Genomic DNA, 14,344 nt, shown 5'->3' on the forward strand with positions numbered 1-14,344 from the left:
TCCATGAAATTCCACATCGCCATCAATCTTGAACGCATGGACGCAAGCGCCGATATGGCCGCGGTGCGCGCGCATACCGAAGACATGATCCGAATGGCCGATCAGGCCGGGTTCGAGGTTGCCTGGGCCGCCGAGCACCACGCGCTGGAAATGACCATCGCGCCCAATCCGTTCCAGATCATGACCTGGTGGGCCGGCATCACCGAGACTATCCGCCTGGGCTGCGGTGTTGCCAACGCAGCCTATTGGCACCCGATCAACATCGCCGGAGAGGCGGCGCTGGTCGATCTGCTATCGGATGGGCGGCTTGAATTCGGCCTCGGCTCGGGCGCGTATCAGCGAGAGTTCGACCGGATGCGCCCTGGGCTCGACCAGAAGGACAGCTACAAATACATGCAGGAGATGCTGCCGCTGGTGCGCAAACTGTGGCAGGGCGACGTGGAGCACGACGGAGAATTCTGGTCGTTCCCCAAGGCGACCTCCTGCCCGAAACCGGTGCAGGATGACGTGCCGGTCTGGGTCGCCGCGCGATCGCCCGTCACCTTCGACCATGCCGTGGCCAACGACTGCAACGTGATGAGCTGGCCACTGACGATGCCGTTTTCGGAGGCTGAGAAATATCGCACCCAACTGGACGAGGCGATCGCCAAGGCGGGCGGCACCTGGAACGGGCGTTTCGCGATGATGCGCCACACCAGCGTTTACGCGACCGAGGCGGACCGCGAAGCCACCATGCACGCGATCCGCAATGTGCTGGGCATGTTCGGCAATCTGATGATGAAGAAGGGTGACGTGGTGAACGGCTTCCCCGACCGGGTGCCGCTTGAGGAATTGGAGGGCAACGTCCGGGTCGATCCGGCGATGCTGGAAGAAAACCTGGTCTTCGGGTCGCCCGAAACGGTTGTCGAAAAGTTGCGTAAATACGAAGCGTTGGGTGTGGATGCGTTCATCTATTACGCCTCGATGGGCCTCGGCATGGCCGAGCAAAAACGCAGCCTTGAGCTGTTCATCAATAACGTCATGCCGGAGTTCGCCTGATGCCCGCAGAAATTCGCCGCACCCTGTTGCAGATTCAAACCACGCAGATCGAAGGTGGCCGCCCGGTGCCGGTGCCGACCAAGCTGATCGCCGCACTGGCGATCATCAAAAACCCCTGGCACGGGAGGGGGTTCGTAGAGGACCTGCGCCCGGAAATTCGTGATGTCGGCCCCGAAGTTGGCAAGCTGCTGACCGGCATGATCCTCGACGTGACCGGCGATGCCCTGGAAGGTTATGGCAAGGCCAGTGTTGTCGGGATGGGGGGTGAGATTGAGCATGCGCAGGCGCTGACCCATACGCTGTGGTTCGGCAATCAGTACCGTGATGCGGTCGGGGCCAAGACCTATCTGGCGTTCACCAACTGCAAGGGCGTCGCCGGGCAACCGATCATGATCCCGCTGATGGACAAGCATGACGCGGGGCGGCGCAGCCACTACCAGACGATCCACCTGAATGTGCCCGACGCGCCGGGACCGGATGAGATTGTGATCGCGCTGGGGGCCTCCATCGGTGGTCACCCGCATCACCGGATTGGCGACCGGTATGAGGATCTGCGCGAGATGGGGCATGACGTGGACAACCCGGCGGGTGTCTGAGGTCGCACCAGACGGCACGGCTTATGAGTTGAGCGGGCCGGAAGGCGCGCCACTTGTGGCGTTGATCCACGGGCTGGGGCTGTGCCGGGATGTCTGGGCCGGGTTGCTGCCAGAGTTTGCGGCGCATTACCGCGTGCTGAATTACGATCTGTACGGGCATGGCGCGTCTGCGCCGGTGCCGGGGGATGCCTCGCTGACGGTCTATTCCGATCAGCTGGCCGGGTTGCTGGATCATGTTGGCGCGGATCGCGCGGCGGTCGTCGGGTTTTCCATCGGCGGGATGATCAACCGGCGGTTCGCGCTGGATCACCGGGATCGGCTGACTGCGCTGGTGATCCTGAATTCGCCGCACGACCGTGGGGCCGAGGGGCAGAAGGCGGTCGAGGATCGCGCCGCGACGGTGCGCGATCAGGGGGCGTTTGCGACCTTTGACGAAGCGCTGAAGCGGTGGTTCACGCCTGGGTTTCTGGCCTCGGGCGCGGCCGCCCCGCAACTGGTCCGCGACTGGCGCGCGCAGGTTGATCCTGAAAGCTACGCTCAGGCCGCCTGGGTGCTGGCCAATGGGGTGCGCGAGCTGATCGCGCCCGACCCGGCAATCACTGCGCCGACGCTGGTGGTGACCTGTGAAAACGACAGCGGCTCAACCCCCGCGATGGCGCGCCAGATCGCCGCCGAAATCCCGGGGGCCGCGCTTGCCATCGTGCCCGCCCTGCAACATCTGGGGCTGATGGAAGCGCCGCGCGCCTTCACCGCCCCAACCCTCGAATTTCTTGAAAGGACGCTGAAATGATGCCGATGTCGGGCGGACAAGCCGCTGTTGAGGCGCTGAGGGCCGAGAAGACCAGCCATGTGTTCGGCCTGATCGGCTCGGCCACGATGGAGATGTTCGACGCGCTATATGATGCGGGTGATATCCAGCTGATCGGCGTGCATGACGAACGCACCGGCACGCATATGGCCGACGGGTTCGCGCGCGCCAGCGGGCAGGCGGGCGTGGTGCTGGCCGGGCAGAACGGACCGGGGGCGACGAACCTAGTCACTGGTCTGGCGCAGGCGATGGCGGCGTTTTCGCCGGTCGTCAGCATCGCCGGGGCGCTGTCGTCGGGCCATGTCTATCGCGATGCGTTTCAGGAGGTCGATCAGCAGGCGCTGTTCACCCCGGTCACCAAGAAGACATGGACCGCCCCCAGCACCGACCGGGTGCCGGAATTGGTGCGAGAGGCGTTTCGCACCGCGATGACGCCGCGGCGCGGGCCGGTGCAATTGAACCTGCCGCGCGACGTTCTGGCCGCGCGGGCTGAGTTTGCCCCGATGCAGACGCCTGATGCCTATCGCGCCCAGTCGGCACCCGCCGGTCAGGCGGACCAGATCAAGGCGGCGGCGAAGATGCTGGCCGGGGCTGCGCGCCCGGTCATCATCGCAGGTGGCGGGATCAAGAACACGCGCGGCGATGCGGCGGCGCTGGCGCTGGCCGAGGCGTTGAATTGCCCCATCGTGACCTCGCCCGGTCACGGCGATGCGGTGCCCTTCGGGCATCCGCTGAACGCCGGGCAGATGGGGCCGCGGGGGAATGCAGTCGCCTCTCGACTGGTGTTGGAGGCGGACGTCATTCTGGCGCTGGGGACGCGGCTGGGCTTCAATTCGACCTTCTATACATACGACAACATCAACCGCGATGCGGCGATCATTCAGGTGGAACTGGAACCGACCGCCATCGGGCGGTTCTTCCCGGTTGAGATCGGTATCTGGGCCGATGCGCCGACTGCAGCGGGTCAATTGACCGAGGCTGTGGGTCGCATCAAGGACCGCGCGCTGGCCGACGGTTGGACGGCCGGATTCAAGGCAGATCGGGCGGCGTTTCTGGCCAAGCGGGATGCGGATGCGGAGGAGAGCGATCCGACGCAACCCTCGGGCCTGTTCAAGGCATTGCGCGGGGTGCTGCCCGAGGATGCGGCGATCACGATGGACGCGGGCACGCTGTGTTTACAGGCGACCGACGCGCTGAACTATCACTGCCCCGGCAGCCTGTTCACGCCGCTGGATTTCGGCCTGGTCGGGTTCTCTTTCGCCTGTGGGCTGGGCGTGAAACTGGCGCAGCCTGAGCGGCCCGTGGTGTCCCTGATGGGCGATGGTGGATTCGGGATGACGGTGAGTGAGTTGAGCACAGCGGTGGATCACGGAATCAACACCGTGACCGTGGTGATGAACAACCAGTGCTGGGGGGCCTAGAAAGCCTATCAGCGCGATTTCTTCAACGGGCGCTATATCGGGGCGGATGTCTCTAGCCCGCCGTTCGACAAATTGGCGGAGCTTTATGGCGCTGCGGGCTTTCCCGCCGACAAGCTGGGCGATGTGGCCGGCGCCGTCGAGGCGGCGTTGGCCTGCGGTGGTGGATGTCGCGGTGGACCCCGCTGCGCTGTATTCCTTCCGCCGTGACAGTTTCAAGCACCGGGGCGGGTGACTCCAGCGCTTGACTAGGTGTAAGTCACCGCTTACACGTAAGTGATGACTTACGAGGCTGCCCTCCACGCCCTGGCCGATCCAACGCGCCGCGCAATCTTTGAATCACTGCGCCGCCACCCGTGTACGGTGACCGATCTGGCGAAATCCCAACCGGTCAGCCGACCGGCGGTCTCGCAACATCTGAAAGTCCTGCATGACGCCAGGCTGGTGCAGGCAACCCCGAAGGGCAGCCACCGGATCTATGCCGTCCGACCAGAGGGGTTGGAGGCGCTTCGCCGATACCTCGACGGGTTCTGGGACGGAACGCTGGCCGCCTTCGGGGCCGAAATTTCCAAACGAAATCAACACAGATAGGAACCGCCATGCTTGCCCCCATCGAAAAATCCATTGACGTGCCCTGCGATCAGAAAACCGCCTTTTCGGTGTTTGTTGAGGAGATGCACACTTGGTGGCCGCTGGGCAAATTCACCCTTTCGGCGATGAAGGGCGCGCCTGCCAAGACGATCCGGATTGACGCGCGCGAGGGTGGGCAGATCACCGAGGTCGGATCGGACGATACCGAAACCAGTTGGGGCCATATCGAAACCTATGACCCCTATGGTTTCGTGGCGATGCGCTTCAACATCCCCGCGCCAAATTACGATGGCGAGGGGCTGACACTGTTGGAGCTGACGTTCACGTCCATCGACACCGGCACCCGCGTCGACCTGAAGCAAAGCGACTGGGAAGCCATGGGCGACTGGGCCGAAGGCGTTCACGGCGGTTATGGTCAGGGCTGGGTGATGATCTTTGAGGGGGCTTACGCCGAGGCCTGCGCGACGAAAGCGGGCTGAACTGTCCGGGGCTTTCGTGCGGCCTCAGACCTCCATCTCGGCCAGCAGGTTTGCAAAGCTTGCGCCGTGCATGTCGCGGTCATCCACCGCACCTTGCCGGGCGGGCCGCGGGATCGAGAATTTGACCACGTTCAATTCGGGCATGTCGAAGCGTTTCATCACTGCGGGGTCGGTGCCAAGCAGTTGGGCGACGCGAGCGGATTCCAACCCCTGTGACACCTGCTGAAACACGGTCGCATCCGCGCAGAAGATATCGAGCGTCAGCCAGAAAGGCCCGGCGTTCTTTGACCGCACCTTGTCGGCCAGTTCGCCAAGTTTCACGCGCCAACCTCGATCACCGACAGGCGGAAGGCCTGCATCGGGTCGGACAGGGTCATCACGTGGTGCAGGCAAAACTCGTGGATTGCGCCGCGTGGCATTTCGGGGGGTGAGAAGGGGAAGGCGAAAGTCGGCATCGGCTCGGTCTCGGTCAGCGGGTGGTGCAGCAGGAAGGGGTTGAGGATTTTCGCGACCTCCATTGCCAGTGCCTCACTCTCGGCCGTCACGATCCCGGTCACGCCCACTTCGGAGCCTGTCTGCGCGGCGTTTTCAAGCGGCCCAAGCGTTGCATCGGCGCCGGTCACGCGCAGTTCGATGGTGAAGTCTCCGTTGGTTTCGCGCCGTGCCTTGGCCGTGCATGTTTCGGTGATATCGGCGCACCAGTCGTGGATGTTCTTGACGTAATGCGGATCGCGCACCGTGACGAGAGAGACGACCTGATACCCGGCGCGGCGCGCGCCCTCCAGCTTGACGGTATAGCGGTCCGTGGCATGCCAGGTGCTGCCCGTCACCTGCACCCGCCTGTCGTCGAGTGCGGTATATTCGGCCCCCCGAACGTCAAGATAGCCGCCCGGTTCGAAAAGGATATAGGGGTCGCTGTTTTCGTACAGCATATGGGCAGACACCGTGCGCGGGGTCGCCTGAACGCCGTCACCCATCGGGGTGATGGTAAAGCCGTCCTGATCAAATTCCGCCATGATCGTGCCGGTCGAATAATTCGTCGTCGCCATCGCGCCGCATTCGCCCACCTTGGCCCCGTGCCAGGCGGCACCGGCGTGGCAGCCCCGCGCCAGCGGCAGGGCGGCGATGATTGCGGTGTCGGTGGTGCGCCCGGCGATGATGACATCCGCGCCGGTTTCGATTGCGGCCTGCACCTGTTCCGCCCCGGCAAGGGCTACGATATTGGTGCAGTCGCGGATCACCTCTGCGGAGATGTCCGGCGCTGCGTCCAGTGGTGTGATCTGGCCTGCTTCGAACGCCTCGGCCACGGCGTCGGGCGTTTGCCCACTTTTCAGCACGGCGATTTTCAGCGCCAACCCAGCCTCGACCGCGATTTCCTGGGTGATGTCGACCAGCCAGTCGACCGCAGAATCCGCGCCGCAGGTGCCTGCGGTACCAATCACCAGCGGCACGCCAGCGGCCTGTTGCGCCTCGATCAGTTCGCGCCATTGCGCCTTGGTGGACTGGCGGGAATATTTCGACGTGCCGGTGCCGAGGTAGTGCGGGCCGCTGTCGGTGGACCCGCCGTCAATCGCGATGATATCCGGCCCTTCGGCCACGCCCCGCGCCAGCGCGGCCCGGTCATACCCAAGGCCAAGCGCGCCGCAGGGGATCAGCACCTTCACCATCAGTCAGTGACCGCCTGCGGCTTCTTCAGCAAATTGCGCAGGAACATCGGTGCGACGAACCCGGCAATCGCGGCGATCCACAGGCCGATGGCGATGGGGCTGGAGACGAGGTAGGCGACATCGCCGTCCGACAGGGTCATGGCGCGGCGCAGCGCGTCCTCCATATTCCCGCCAAGCAGAATGCCCAGGATCACCGGCACGGTGGGGATGTCCAGCTTCCTGAGGATATATCCCAGCACGCCAAAGCCGATCATCATCAGCAAATCGAAGAAGCTGCCCGAGAGCGAGAAGATCCCGACGAACGAGATCATGGTGACGCCCGGCAGCAGGATCCACGCGGGCACCATTAGCACTTTGACGAAGATCTTCACCAGCGGGACGTTCATCAACAGCAATACGACGTTGGCAATCAGGAGTGAGGCGATCAGGCCCCAGATCACCTCGGGCCGTTCGGTGAACAGGGTCGGGCCGGGCGTGATGTTCAACGTCACCAGCAGCGCCAGCAGCACCGCGGTCGTCCCCGAACCCGGCACGCCCAGCGTCAGCATCGGCACCAGCGCGCCACCGGCGGCGGCGTTGTTGCCCGCCTCGGGCGCGGCGATGCCCTTGGGCACGCCGGTGCCGAAACCGCCCTTGGGCCCGGCAATGGATTTTTCGGTCATATAGGCCATGAACGACCCCAGCGATGCCCCTGCCCCCGGCAGAATACCGGCCACGAAGCCGACGACCGAGGTGCGAAGCATCGTCCAGCGGGTCGACCAGATGTCGCGCCACGGGATCGTCACCTTGTCGAGCTTCACCCCGATCGAACTTTCCTTGCCGTGGCTTTCGATGAAGAAGAAGACCTCGGCAATGGCGAACAATCCGACGATGGCGACAAGGAAGTCGACGCCGTCATAAAGGTGCAGGTTGCCGCCGGTCAGGCGCGGCAGGCCGGACGAGGAATCCACCCCGATCATCGCAATCCCCAGCCCGATACAGGCCGCCATTGCAGATTTTGCCTGGTTGTTCGACGCCATTCCGCCCAGCGTGCAGAACGCCAGCATGTAAAGCGCGAAATACTCTGCCGGGCCGAACAGGAAGGCAACGCGGGCCAGCGATGGGGCCAGCAGCATCAGACCGATTGTGGCCAGGAACGCGCCGACGAAGGACGCCACGCCCGACAGCACCAGCGCATCGCCTGCGCGACCCGCCTTGGCCATGGGATACCCGTCGAGCGTCGTCATAAGCGCCGGTTCGTCGCCCGGAATGTTCAGCAGGATCGAGCTGATGCGCCCGCCATACATCGCGCCGTAGTAAACGGCCGTCATCAGCACCAGCGCGCTGGTCGCGTCCAAACCAAGCGTGAAGGTAATCGGGATCAGGATCGCGACGCCATTGGACGGGCCAAGGCCCGGAAGCGCGCCGATGATTGTGCCCAGAAAGCAGCCACAGACGGCCAGGAACAGCGTGTAAGGCGACAGGGCGACGCTGAAGCCCAGGGCCAGGTTTGACAGGATATCCATGGCTCAGTGCCCACCTACGAAGGGAATCAGTTGCAGGAACGCGTCACCCAGTTGGGCGGGCGTGGGAATGCGGTAAGCGACGATATTGCCCAGCTTCAGACCGAATTTGAACAGAACAAACAGCCCCAGCGACAATCCGATGCCTGCAATCGCCGCAGGTCCGGGGCGGGGCGAGATCTGATAGCTCAGGATGCCAGCAGCAATCGCCGTGGGCAGGATGAAGCCCAGCGGCTTGAGCATGACGGCATAGATCGCCAGAACGATCACGGCCAACCCCATGTTGATCCATGATCCGGCCGCAGGCCAGTCCGGTTCTGGGTCAGGACGGAACATCATGAACAGGGCGCAGATGGCAGCGACGCTGCCGATCAGCATCGGGAACAGTTTGGGCAGATATTCGCCCGAAAACAGGTTTGTCTGGATCTGGGTGGCGGCCGCGAGATACGCGACCGCCGTGATCAAAGCGACCAGACCAAATATCCGGTCCGAGGCCATTACTGGGTGACCCCAAGCTCTGCCGACATGCTTGCAATGTCGGCAACCAGACCATCAACATAGCTCTGGAAATCGCCACCGACTTTGGTGAACGGGGCCAGACCGTTTGCGGCCATCGCCTCGGCCCATTCGGGGCTGTCGGCAACCATCTGCAGCTTGTCTGCCCAGCTGTTGAAGGTGTCATCGCTGACGCCCTTGGGGACGTACAGACCGCGCCAGTTCACGGCCACAACGTCATAGCCCTGTTCCTTGGCGGTCGGGATGTCGTCAAAGCCCGGCACACGCTCGTCCGTCAACACCGCGATGACGCGGATGTCGCCATTGGCCAGGAAGCTGACAACTTCGGACATGTCGCCGGTCATCGCCTGGGTGAAGCCGCCGACCGTCTGGGTGATCGCATCCGCGCCACCGTCAACGCCGATGTATTTGACCGACGTGATGTCGGTAAATCCGGCCTCTTTCAGGATCATCAGCGGCTTGAGGTGGTCAAAGCCACCAACGGCCGAGCCACCTGCGAAGGCAACTGAACCGGGATCGGCAAGGATCGCCTCAACCAGATCGTTCAGCGACCGGTATTCGCTGTCAGCAGCCACGGCGATGATGCCGGGGTCAGCACCGATCGCACCGACAAAGCGCACTTCGTCAGCGGTGCGGCCCGCATAGGCGTTCTGCGCCAGACGGGTGGTCGTTGCGGATGAGGCTGCGACGATCAGATCGGCATCGTCGCCACGCTCATTCACCACGGTGTTATAGGCCAGGCCCCCACCGGCACCCGGCATGTTGGTGACCTGGATCGGTGCGTCAACGGCGCCGATGTCATGCATGATCTTGCCGATCTGACGGCAGGTGAAATCCCAGCCGCCGCCGGGGTTGGCCGGTGCGATACATTCGGCCGCGGACGCGATGCCAGTTGCGCCGACGGTCAGGGCCGCCGATGCGACCAGCGCCTTGAACAGACGTTTTGTCATTGTTTCCTCCCAAATTGACTCATGAGCAGAAGCCTGCCCATGTGGCAGACAAACGCGCGAACCTGACACCAACCTGTCAAGGCACAAAAAAGGCAACCGATGCGGTTCTTGTTGATCGAAGATAACGCCAAACTGGCGCGCGCCATCGTCGAGCATTTGCAGCTGGACGGTCATGCGGTGGATCACGCAGACCGGCTGGAAGTGGCCGAGAATTTTATCTCGGTCGCGGACTACGACTTGATTTTGCTGGATATTATGCTGCCAGACGGGGACGGTCGTGCCTTTCTGCAACAGCAGCGACAGCGTGAAAAACGCACGCCCGTGATCGTCACCACGGCGCGGTCTGCGGTGTCGGATCGCATCAGCTTGCTGGACCTTGGGGCGGATGATTACATCACCAAACCCTTCGACTTTGCCGAGTTGGAGGCCCGCTGCCGCGCCGTTTTGCGCCGTCAGGGCGGGGCCGCAGACAACCGGAAAAGCTTTGCCGGGGCAAGCCTTGATTCGACCACTGCCGAATTGAAATTTGCCGATCAGACCATTGATCTGCGCAACCGCGAGCTGCGATTGCTCGAGGTTTTCTTCAATGCGCCGGGGCAGGTGTTCGCGAAATCGCACCTGATGGACCGGTTGTTTTCCTTCTCGGACGAGGTGTCCGAGAACGCGATCGAGGTCTATGTCGCGCGACTGCGTAAGCGCCTTGAAGGGTCAGGCGCGCGGATCGAAACGGTGCGCGGGTTGGGCTATCGGATGGTTGCGGTGTGAATCCGCGTAATTCGATACGAGGGCGGTTGTTCCTGCAACTGGTCGGGGTCGCGGCCCTGTTGTCGCTGGCGTTTTTTCTGGTGGTGCGCGGGGTCGCCGAACGGGCGGCTGAAGGGACGCAGGATGACATCCTGCTTGCCTCGGCCACCGCGATTGCCGACAGCCTGCGCAGTGAAGATGGGCAGGTGACGCTGGATCTGCCGTATTCGGCACTGTCGATGCTGGGTACGATCAGCGATGACCGGGTTTTTTACCGCGTGGTCTCTGCCGGAAAGACGCTGACGGGGTATTCCGATTTGCCGCTGGCCGACCCGGCCCCGGCGCTGGGCCGCCCGGCGTTTTCAACCCTGACCTATCGCGGGGATGAGGTGCGAGCCGCCTCGGTCGTGCGTGCGGTCGGACCGGCAACGGACAGTCAGGCGGTTGTGGTTTCGGTTGCGCAGACCCGGCTGGGGCTGGCGGCGATTTCGCGGCGGATCACCACCACGGCGACGGGCGTCGGCATCGGGTTTTTCCTTGCCGCGACCCTGCTCAGCCTCTGGGCGTCGCATCTGGCGCTGCGGCCTATTGTGCGGATGACGGATTCGGTGGCGCGGCGCGGCCCGCAGGATTTGCGCGCCGTCCCCTCGGACCCGCCAGAGGAGCTTGCGCCGCTGGTCGAGGCGCTGAATTCCTTCATGGCGCGGCTTAGCGCGTCGCTCAGCCGGACCGAGGATTTCATTGCCGAGGCCGCGCACCGGGTCCGCACGCCGCTGGCCACGGTGCGCGCACAGGCCGAATTGACCCATCGCAAGCTGAAGAAGCCGGAACACAAACAAGCGGTGCGCGAAATGATCCGCGCCATCGACGAAAGCAGCCGGTCCGCCGGGCAGATGCTGGATCATGCCATGGTCACCTTTCGCGCCGACGCACTGGCGCAGGACGATCTGGATCTGGCCGCACTGATGGGCGAGGTCTGCGACCGGCTGGCACCGACTGCGGATCTGAAGGATATCGCAATCCGCCGCGACCTGCCCGCCGCGCCTGTGGTCTTCAAGGGCGACGGGATCCTGTTGCAGGCGGCGCTGCAAAACATCCTGGACAATGCCATCAAATACTCGCCCGACGACAGTACGATCACCGCCAGCGTCGCGGTTACAGACACGCTCGACCTGTCGATCAGCGATCAGGGGCGCGGGCTGGACGGGATCGACGTCGACGCCCTGACGACCCGGTTCAGCCGTGGCTCAAACGTCGGCGACGTGGTGGGCTCGGGCCTCGGCCTGACCATCGCGGATGAGGTCGCCCGCGCCCATGGCGGCAGACTGACCATCGCCCCGAATGACGAAGGAGTTGGCGCATGCGTCTCGCTCATCTTGCCACGCTGATCGCAGGCTTATTTCTGGCCAGCGCCGCATTGGCCTTCGAGGTCGAGGATCGCCGCCTGTTCGAGGCCAGCCCACAGCGGTCGGTCCTCAAGGTTATTTCAACCGCCGATCTGGACGTGTTCACCCCGATCATCCTGGCGTTTCAGGCGGATAATCCCGGCATTGCGGTAGATTACACCGTCACCGGCACAACCGATCTGATGCGCGCAATCCATGATGAGGGGGCACAGTTTGATCTGGCGATATCCTCGGCCATGGATTTGCAGACCAAGCTGGTCAACGATGGGTTTGCGCAGGCCTATACCGCGCCTGCCAGCGTTCTGCCGGATTGGGCGATCTGGCGCGATCACCTGTTCGCCTTTACCCAGGAACCCGCCGTGCTGGTGGTGTCAGACGCTTTTTTCGCCCCCGGAGAGGCCCCGCGAAACCGGGATGAGTTGATCACTCTGCTGCGCGAAAACCCGGACCGGTTTCAGGGGCGCATCGGCACCTACGACGTGCGCACCTCGGGCTTTGGGTATCTGGTTGCGACCCAGGACAGCCGCAACTCCGAAGCCTTCTGGCGGTTGATGGAGGTGATGGGGCGGCTGGATGCCAAGCTGTATTGCTGTTCAGGCGATATGATCCGCGATGTCGCCAGCGGCGAGCTGGCGCTGGCCTACAATGTGCTGGGCAGCTATGCGGCCTCGCAATTACAGACGACGCAGGGGTTTCGCATCGTGCGGCTGTCGGATTTCGTGAATGTCATGCTGCGCACCAGCCTGATCCCCGCCAATGCCGACAATGTCGAGGATGCGCGCGCCATGATTGATTTCCTGAGCGGGCTGAACCGGCGCGCCGATCTGGTCACGGCTTCAGGTCTGCCGGGGATTGACAGCGCGGCCTTGCAGGAAACCCCGTCGCTGCGCCCGATCCGCTTTGGTCCCGGATTGCTGGTGTTTCTGGATCAGCTGAAGCGGCAGAATTTTCTGCGCAGCTGGGAAAGCTCTCTGGTGCAGGAATAGCGCTGCGCGCGGCGTTGTTTGAATGCGGGCAAACCTGGGAACTTGTTGACACGCCCCCGCCGGTGCTATGCGCCTGACCAGCGATGCGAAGGACATGGGAACCATGGCAAAGACGATCACGATCCTGAACGGGCCGAACCTGAACCTTCTGGGTCAGCGCGAGCCCCAGAAATACGGGACCACGACCCTGGCCGAGGTTGAGGCGCAATGCGCTGCGCTGGCCAAAGATCTGGGCCTTGCGACTGAGGCGTTCCAGTCCAACCACGAAGGCGCGCTGATCGACGCGATCCACGGCGCGCGCGAAACCTCGGCCGGGATTATCATCAACCCGGCGGGGTACAGCCATACCTCGGTTGCGCTGTTTGATGCCTTGTCGGCCTTCGACGGCCCGGTGCTGGAGGTCCATATCTCGAACATCCACGCGCGGGAGGCGTTTCGCCATCACTCCTACGTGTCGGCCCGGGCGAACGGGGTGATCGCCGGGTTTGGAACTGACGGATATCTGTTTGCCCTGCGGCGCATGGCGGCATTGCTGGCGGCATGACGCTGCGCATTGCCGTTGCCGGGGCCGGTCTGATCGGTCGGCGCCATGCTGATGCGTTGGCTGTCGCCCGGGGGGTCGCCCTGTGTGCTGTCGCCGATCCGGCACCGGCGGGTGCGGAACTGGCGGCACGCTATGCGGTTAATCATCATGCAACGCTCGACGCGCTGATCGCGGCTGAGAGGCCCGATGGCGTGATCCTTGCCACGCCCAATCAGATGCACCTTGGCGGCGCGCAAAGCTGCATCGCGGCCGGAATTCCGGCGCTGATCGAAAAACCGCTGGCAACAACCGTTGCTGATGCCGAGGCGATCGTCGCCGCCGGGCACGCAGCGGGGGTGCCTCTGCTGACGGGGCATCATCGCCGCCACAATCCGCTGATCCGTCGCGCCAGAGAATTGATCGACGATGGTCAGCTTGGCCGGATCACGGCCGTTCAGGGCACCGCCTGGCTGTGCAAGCCGGACGATTACTTTGAGACGGCCTGGCGGCGTGAACCGGGCGGCGGGCCGATTTTCATCAACCTCAGCCACGACATCGATCTGCTGCGCCATCTGGTGGGCGAGGTATCCTCGGTCCATGCCATGCCCAGCAATGCGGTGCGCGGGTTCGCGCCCGAAGACACGGCGGCGATTATCCTGCGATTTGACGGCGGTGCGCTGGGCACGATCAGCCTGTCGGACACCGTGACCGCCCCGTTCAGCTGGGAGCTGACGGCGCGAGAGAATCCCGCTTATCCGGCAACCGATCAGGCCTGTTATCTGATTGGAGGAACCAATGGGTCACTGGCCCTGCCGAACCTGACGCTGTGGTCCAATCCCGGCTTGCGCGGTTGGTGGGAACCGATCAGCGCCACCCGTGTGCCGCAGGATCACGACGACCCGCTTGTCGCCCAGATCAATCAGTTTGCCGATGTGATCCGGGGCGAGGCGGCACCGCTGGTCCCGGCCCGGGACGGGTTGCAGAACCAGCGGGTGATCGCGGCGATTCTGACATCAGCGGCCAGCGGTCAGACCGTCGAGATCCCGCGCCCGGCTTGCGGATAGACCCTCGTCCATTTTATCTGCCCCAATGCCTTCGGCGCGCAACGGGCGCGGGCCAT

15 protein-coding genes and 1 pseudogene are annotated in these 14,344 nt (G+C 63.7%); 11 read left to right on the forward strand and 5 right to left on the reverse strand.

Going from position 1 to position 14,344, the window contains the following annotated elements; all coding sequences use genetic code 11:
* Positions 1 to 3 precede the first annotated feature (3 nt).
* The 6 genes and pseudogenes from GKR99_10490 to GKR99_10515 all read left to right on the forward strand — a co-directional run bounded on the left by GKR99_10490 (position 4) and on the right by GKR99_10515 (position 4,930).
* Positions 4 to 1,038 (forward strand): LLM class flavin-dependent oxidoreductase, encoded by a 1,035-nt coding sequence (locus GKR99_10490; GenBank protein ID NKB27950.1) that lies wholly within the window; start codon positions 4 to 6, stop codon positions 1,036 to 1,038.
* Positions 1,038 to 1,634, forward strand: coding sequence for an amino acid synthesis family protein (locus GKR99_10495; protein ID NKB27951.1), 597 nt, complete (start codon positions 1,038 to 1,040; stop codon positions 1,632 to 1,634). Before GKR99_10490 ends, GKR99_10495 begins: the two co-directional genes overlap by 1 nt.
* Positions 1,606 to 2,424 carry an alpha/beta fold hydrolase gene (locus GKR99_10500; GenBank protein NKB27952.1) on the forward strand — a complete coding sequence of 273 codons (819 nt, stop codon included), beginning with the start codon at positions 1,606 to 1,608 and terminating at the stop codon, positions 2,422 to 2,424. Before GKR99_10495 ends, GKR99_10500 begins: the two co-directional genes overlap by 29 nt.
* Positions 2,421 to 4,095: pseudogene (locus GKR99_10505) on the forward strand (thiamine pyrophosphate-binding protein). Before GKR99_10500 ends, GKR99_10505 begins: the two are co-directional and overlap by 4 nt.
* A 44-nt stretch (positions 4,096 to 4,139) precedes the next feature.
* The gene (locus GKR99_10510; GenBank protein ID NKB27953.1) at positions 4,140 to 4,451 is read left to right on the forward strand and encodes a metalloregulator ArsR/SmtB family transcription factor; all 312 of its coding nucleotides are present in this window, start codon (positions 4,140 to 4,142) and stop codon (positions 4,449 to 4,451) included.
* An 8-nt stretch (positions 4,452 to 4,459) separates the two neighbouring features.
* Positions 4,460 to 4,930 (forward strand): hypothetical protein, encoded by a 471-nt coding sequence (locus tag GKR99_10515; protein ID NKB27954.1) that lies wholly within the window; start codon positions 4,460 to 4,462, stop codon positions 4,928 to 4,930.
* 24 nt (positions 4,931 to 4,954) lie between these two features.
* On the opposite strand, the gene GKR99_10520 is transcribed toward GKR99_10515, so the two are convergent.
* Genes GKR99_10520 through GKR99_10540 form a run of 5 tightly spaced genes read right to left on the reverse strand, consistent with a single transcriptional unit; the run spans position 4,955 to position 9,565 of the window.
* Positions 4,955 to 5,251 (reverse strand): DUF4387 family protein, encoded by a 297-nt coding sequence (locus tag GKR99_10520; GenBank protein NKB27955.1) that lies wholly within the window; start codon positions 5,249 to 5,251, stop codon positions 4,955 to 4,957.
* Entirely contained in the window at positions 5,248 to 6,597 is a 1,350-nt protein-coding gene (locus GKR99_10525; GenBank protein ID NKB27956.1) for an acyclic terpene utilization AtuA family protein, read from the reverse strand. The genes GKR99_10520 and GKR99_10525 overlap by 4 nt, the downstream gene beginning before the upstream one ends.
* Positions 6,597 to 8,102, reverse strand: coding sequence for a tripartite tricarboxylate transporter permease (locus tag GKR99_10530; GenBank protein ID NKB27957.1), 1,506 nt, complete (start codon positions 8,100 to 8,102; stop codon positions 6,597 to 6,599). The genes GKR99_10525 and GKR99_10530 overlap by 1 nt, the downstream gene beginning before the upstream one ends.
* Before the next feature lie 3 nt (positions 8,103 to 8,105).
* Positions 8,106 to 8,597, reverse strand: a complete 492-nt coding sequence (locus GKR99_10535; GenBank protein ID NKB27958.1) for a tripartite tricarboxylate transporter TctB family protein — start codon at positions 8,595 to 8,597, stop codon at positions 8,106 to 8,108.
* Positions 8,597 to 9,565 carry a tripartite tricarboxylate transporter substrate binding protein gene (locus GKR99_10540; GenBank protein ID NKB27959.1) on the reverse strand — a complete coding sequence of 323 codons (969 nt, stop codon included), beginning with the start codon at positions 9,563 to 9,565 and terminating at the stop codon, positions 8,597 to 8,599. Before GKR99_10540 ends, GKR99_10535 begins: the two co-directional genes overlap by 1 nt.
* A gap of 99 nt (positions 9,566 to 9,664) precedes the next feature.
* Between GKR99_10540 and GKR99_10545 the strand changes: the two genes are divergently transcribed.
* The 5 genes from GKR99_10545 to GKR99_10565 all read left to right on the forward strand — a co-directional run bounded on the left by GKR99_10545 (position 9,665) and on the right by GKR99_10565 (position 14,288).
* On the forward strand, positions 9,665 to 10,330 hold the full coding sequence (locus GKR99_10545) for a response regulator (protein NKB27960.1): 666 nt from the start codon (positions 9,665 to 9,667) through the stop codon (positions 10,328 to 10,330).
* Positions 10,327 to 11,697: a HAMP domain-containing protein gene (locus tag GKR99_10550; protein ID NKB27961.1), complete on the forward strand. Its 1,371-nt coding sequence runs from the start codon at positions 10,327 to 10,329 to the stop codon at positions 11,695 to 11,697. Before GKR99_10545 ends, GKR99_10550 begins: the two co-directional genes overlap by 4 nt.
* Positions 11,670 to 12,701, forward strand: a complete 1,032-nt coding sequence (locus GKR99_10555; GenBank protein ID NKB27962.1) for an ABC transporter substrate-binding protein — start codon at positions 11,670 to 11,672, stop codon at positions 12,699 to 12,701. The genes GKR99_10550 and GKR99_10555 overlap by 28 nt, the downstream gene beginning before the upstream one ends.
* A gap of 103 nt (positions 12,702 to 12,804) precedes the next feature.
* Positions 12,805 to 13,245 carry a type II 3-dehydroquinate dehydratase gene (aroQ, locus tag GKR99_10560; GenBank protein ID NKB27963.1) on the forward strand — a complete coding sequence of 147 codons (441 nt, stop codon included), beginning with the start codon at positions 12,805 to 12,807 and terminating at the stop codon, positions 13,243 to 13,245.
* A complete protein-coding gene (locus tag GKR99_10565) occupies positions 13,242 to 14,288 on the forward strand; it encodes a gfo/Idh/MocA family oxidoreductase (protein NKB27964.1) in 1,047 nt (348 codons plus the stop codon). The genes aroQ and GKR99_10565 overlap by 4 nt, the downstream gene beginning before the upstream one ends.
* Positions 14,289 to 14,344 lie beyond the last annotated feature (56 nt).

Source organism: Paracoccaceae bacterium (genome assembly GCA_012103375.1).
GTDB lineage: Bacteria > Pseudomonadota > Alphaproteobacteria > Rhodobacterales > Rhodobacteraceae > WLWX01.

Excerpts from the sequence above, each read along its gene's own strand:
- GKR99_10490 (NKB27950.1), top strand. The coding sequence starts at position 4 with ATGAAATTCCACATCGCCATCAATCTTGAACGCATGGACGCAAGCGCC.
- GKR99_10495 (NKB27951.1), top strand. The coding sequence starts at position 1,038 with ATGCCCGCAGAAATTCGCCGCACCCTGTTGCAGATTCAAACCACGCAG.
- GKR99_10500 (NKB27952.1), top strand. The coding sequence starts at position 1,606 with ATGACGTGGACAACCCGGCGGGTGTCTGAGGTCGCACCAGACGGCACG.
- GKR99_10510 (NKB27953.1), top strand. The coding sequence starts at position 4,140 with ATGACTTACGAGGCTGCCCTCCACGCCCTGGCCGATCCAACGCGCCGC.
- GKR99_10515 (NKB27954.1), top strand. The coding sequence starts at position 4,460 with ATGCTTGCCCCCATCGAAAAATCCATTGACGTGCCCTGCGATCAGAAA.
- GKR99_10525 (NKB27956.1), bottom strand. The coding sequence starts at position 6,597 with ATGGTGAAGGTGCTGATCCCCTGCGGCGCGCTTGGCCTTGGGTATGAC.
- GKR99_10530 (NKB27957.1), bottom strand. The coding sequence starts at position 8,102 with ATGGATATCCTGTCAAACCTGGCCCTGGGCTTCAGCGTCGCCCTGTCG.
- GKR99_10535 (NKB27958.1), bottom strand. The coding sequence starts at position 8,597 with ATGGCCTCGGACCGGATATTTGGTCTGGTCGCTTTGATCACGGCGGTC.
- GKR99_10540 (NKB27959.1), bottom strand. The coding sequence starts at position 9,565 with ATGACAAAACGTCTGTTCAAGGCGCTGGTCGCATCGGCGGCCCTGACC.
- GKR99_10545 (NKB27960.1), top strand. The coding sequence starts at position 9,665 with ATGCGGTTCTTGTTGATCGAAGATAACGCCAAACTGGCGCGCGCCATC.
- GKR99_10555 (NKB27962.1), top strand. The coding sequence starts at position 11,670 with ATGCGTCTCGCTCATCTTGCCACGCTGATCGCAGGCTTATTTCTGGCC.
- aroQ (NKB27963.1), top strand. The coding sequence starts at position 12,805 with ATGGCAAAGACGATCACGATCCTGAACGGGCCGAACCTGAACCTTCTG.
- GKR99_10565 (NKB27964.1), top strand. The coding sequence starts at position 13,242 with ATGACGCTGCGCATTGCCGTTGCCGGGGCCGGTCTGATCGGTCGGCGC.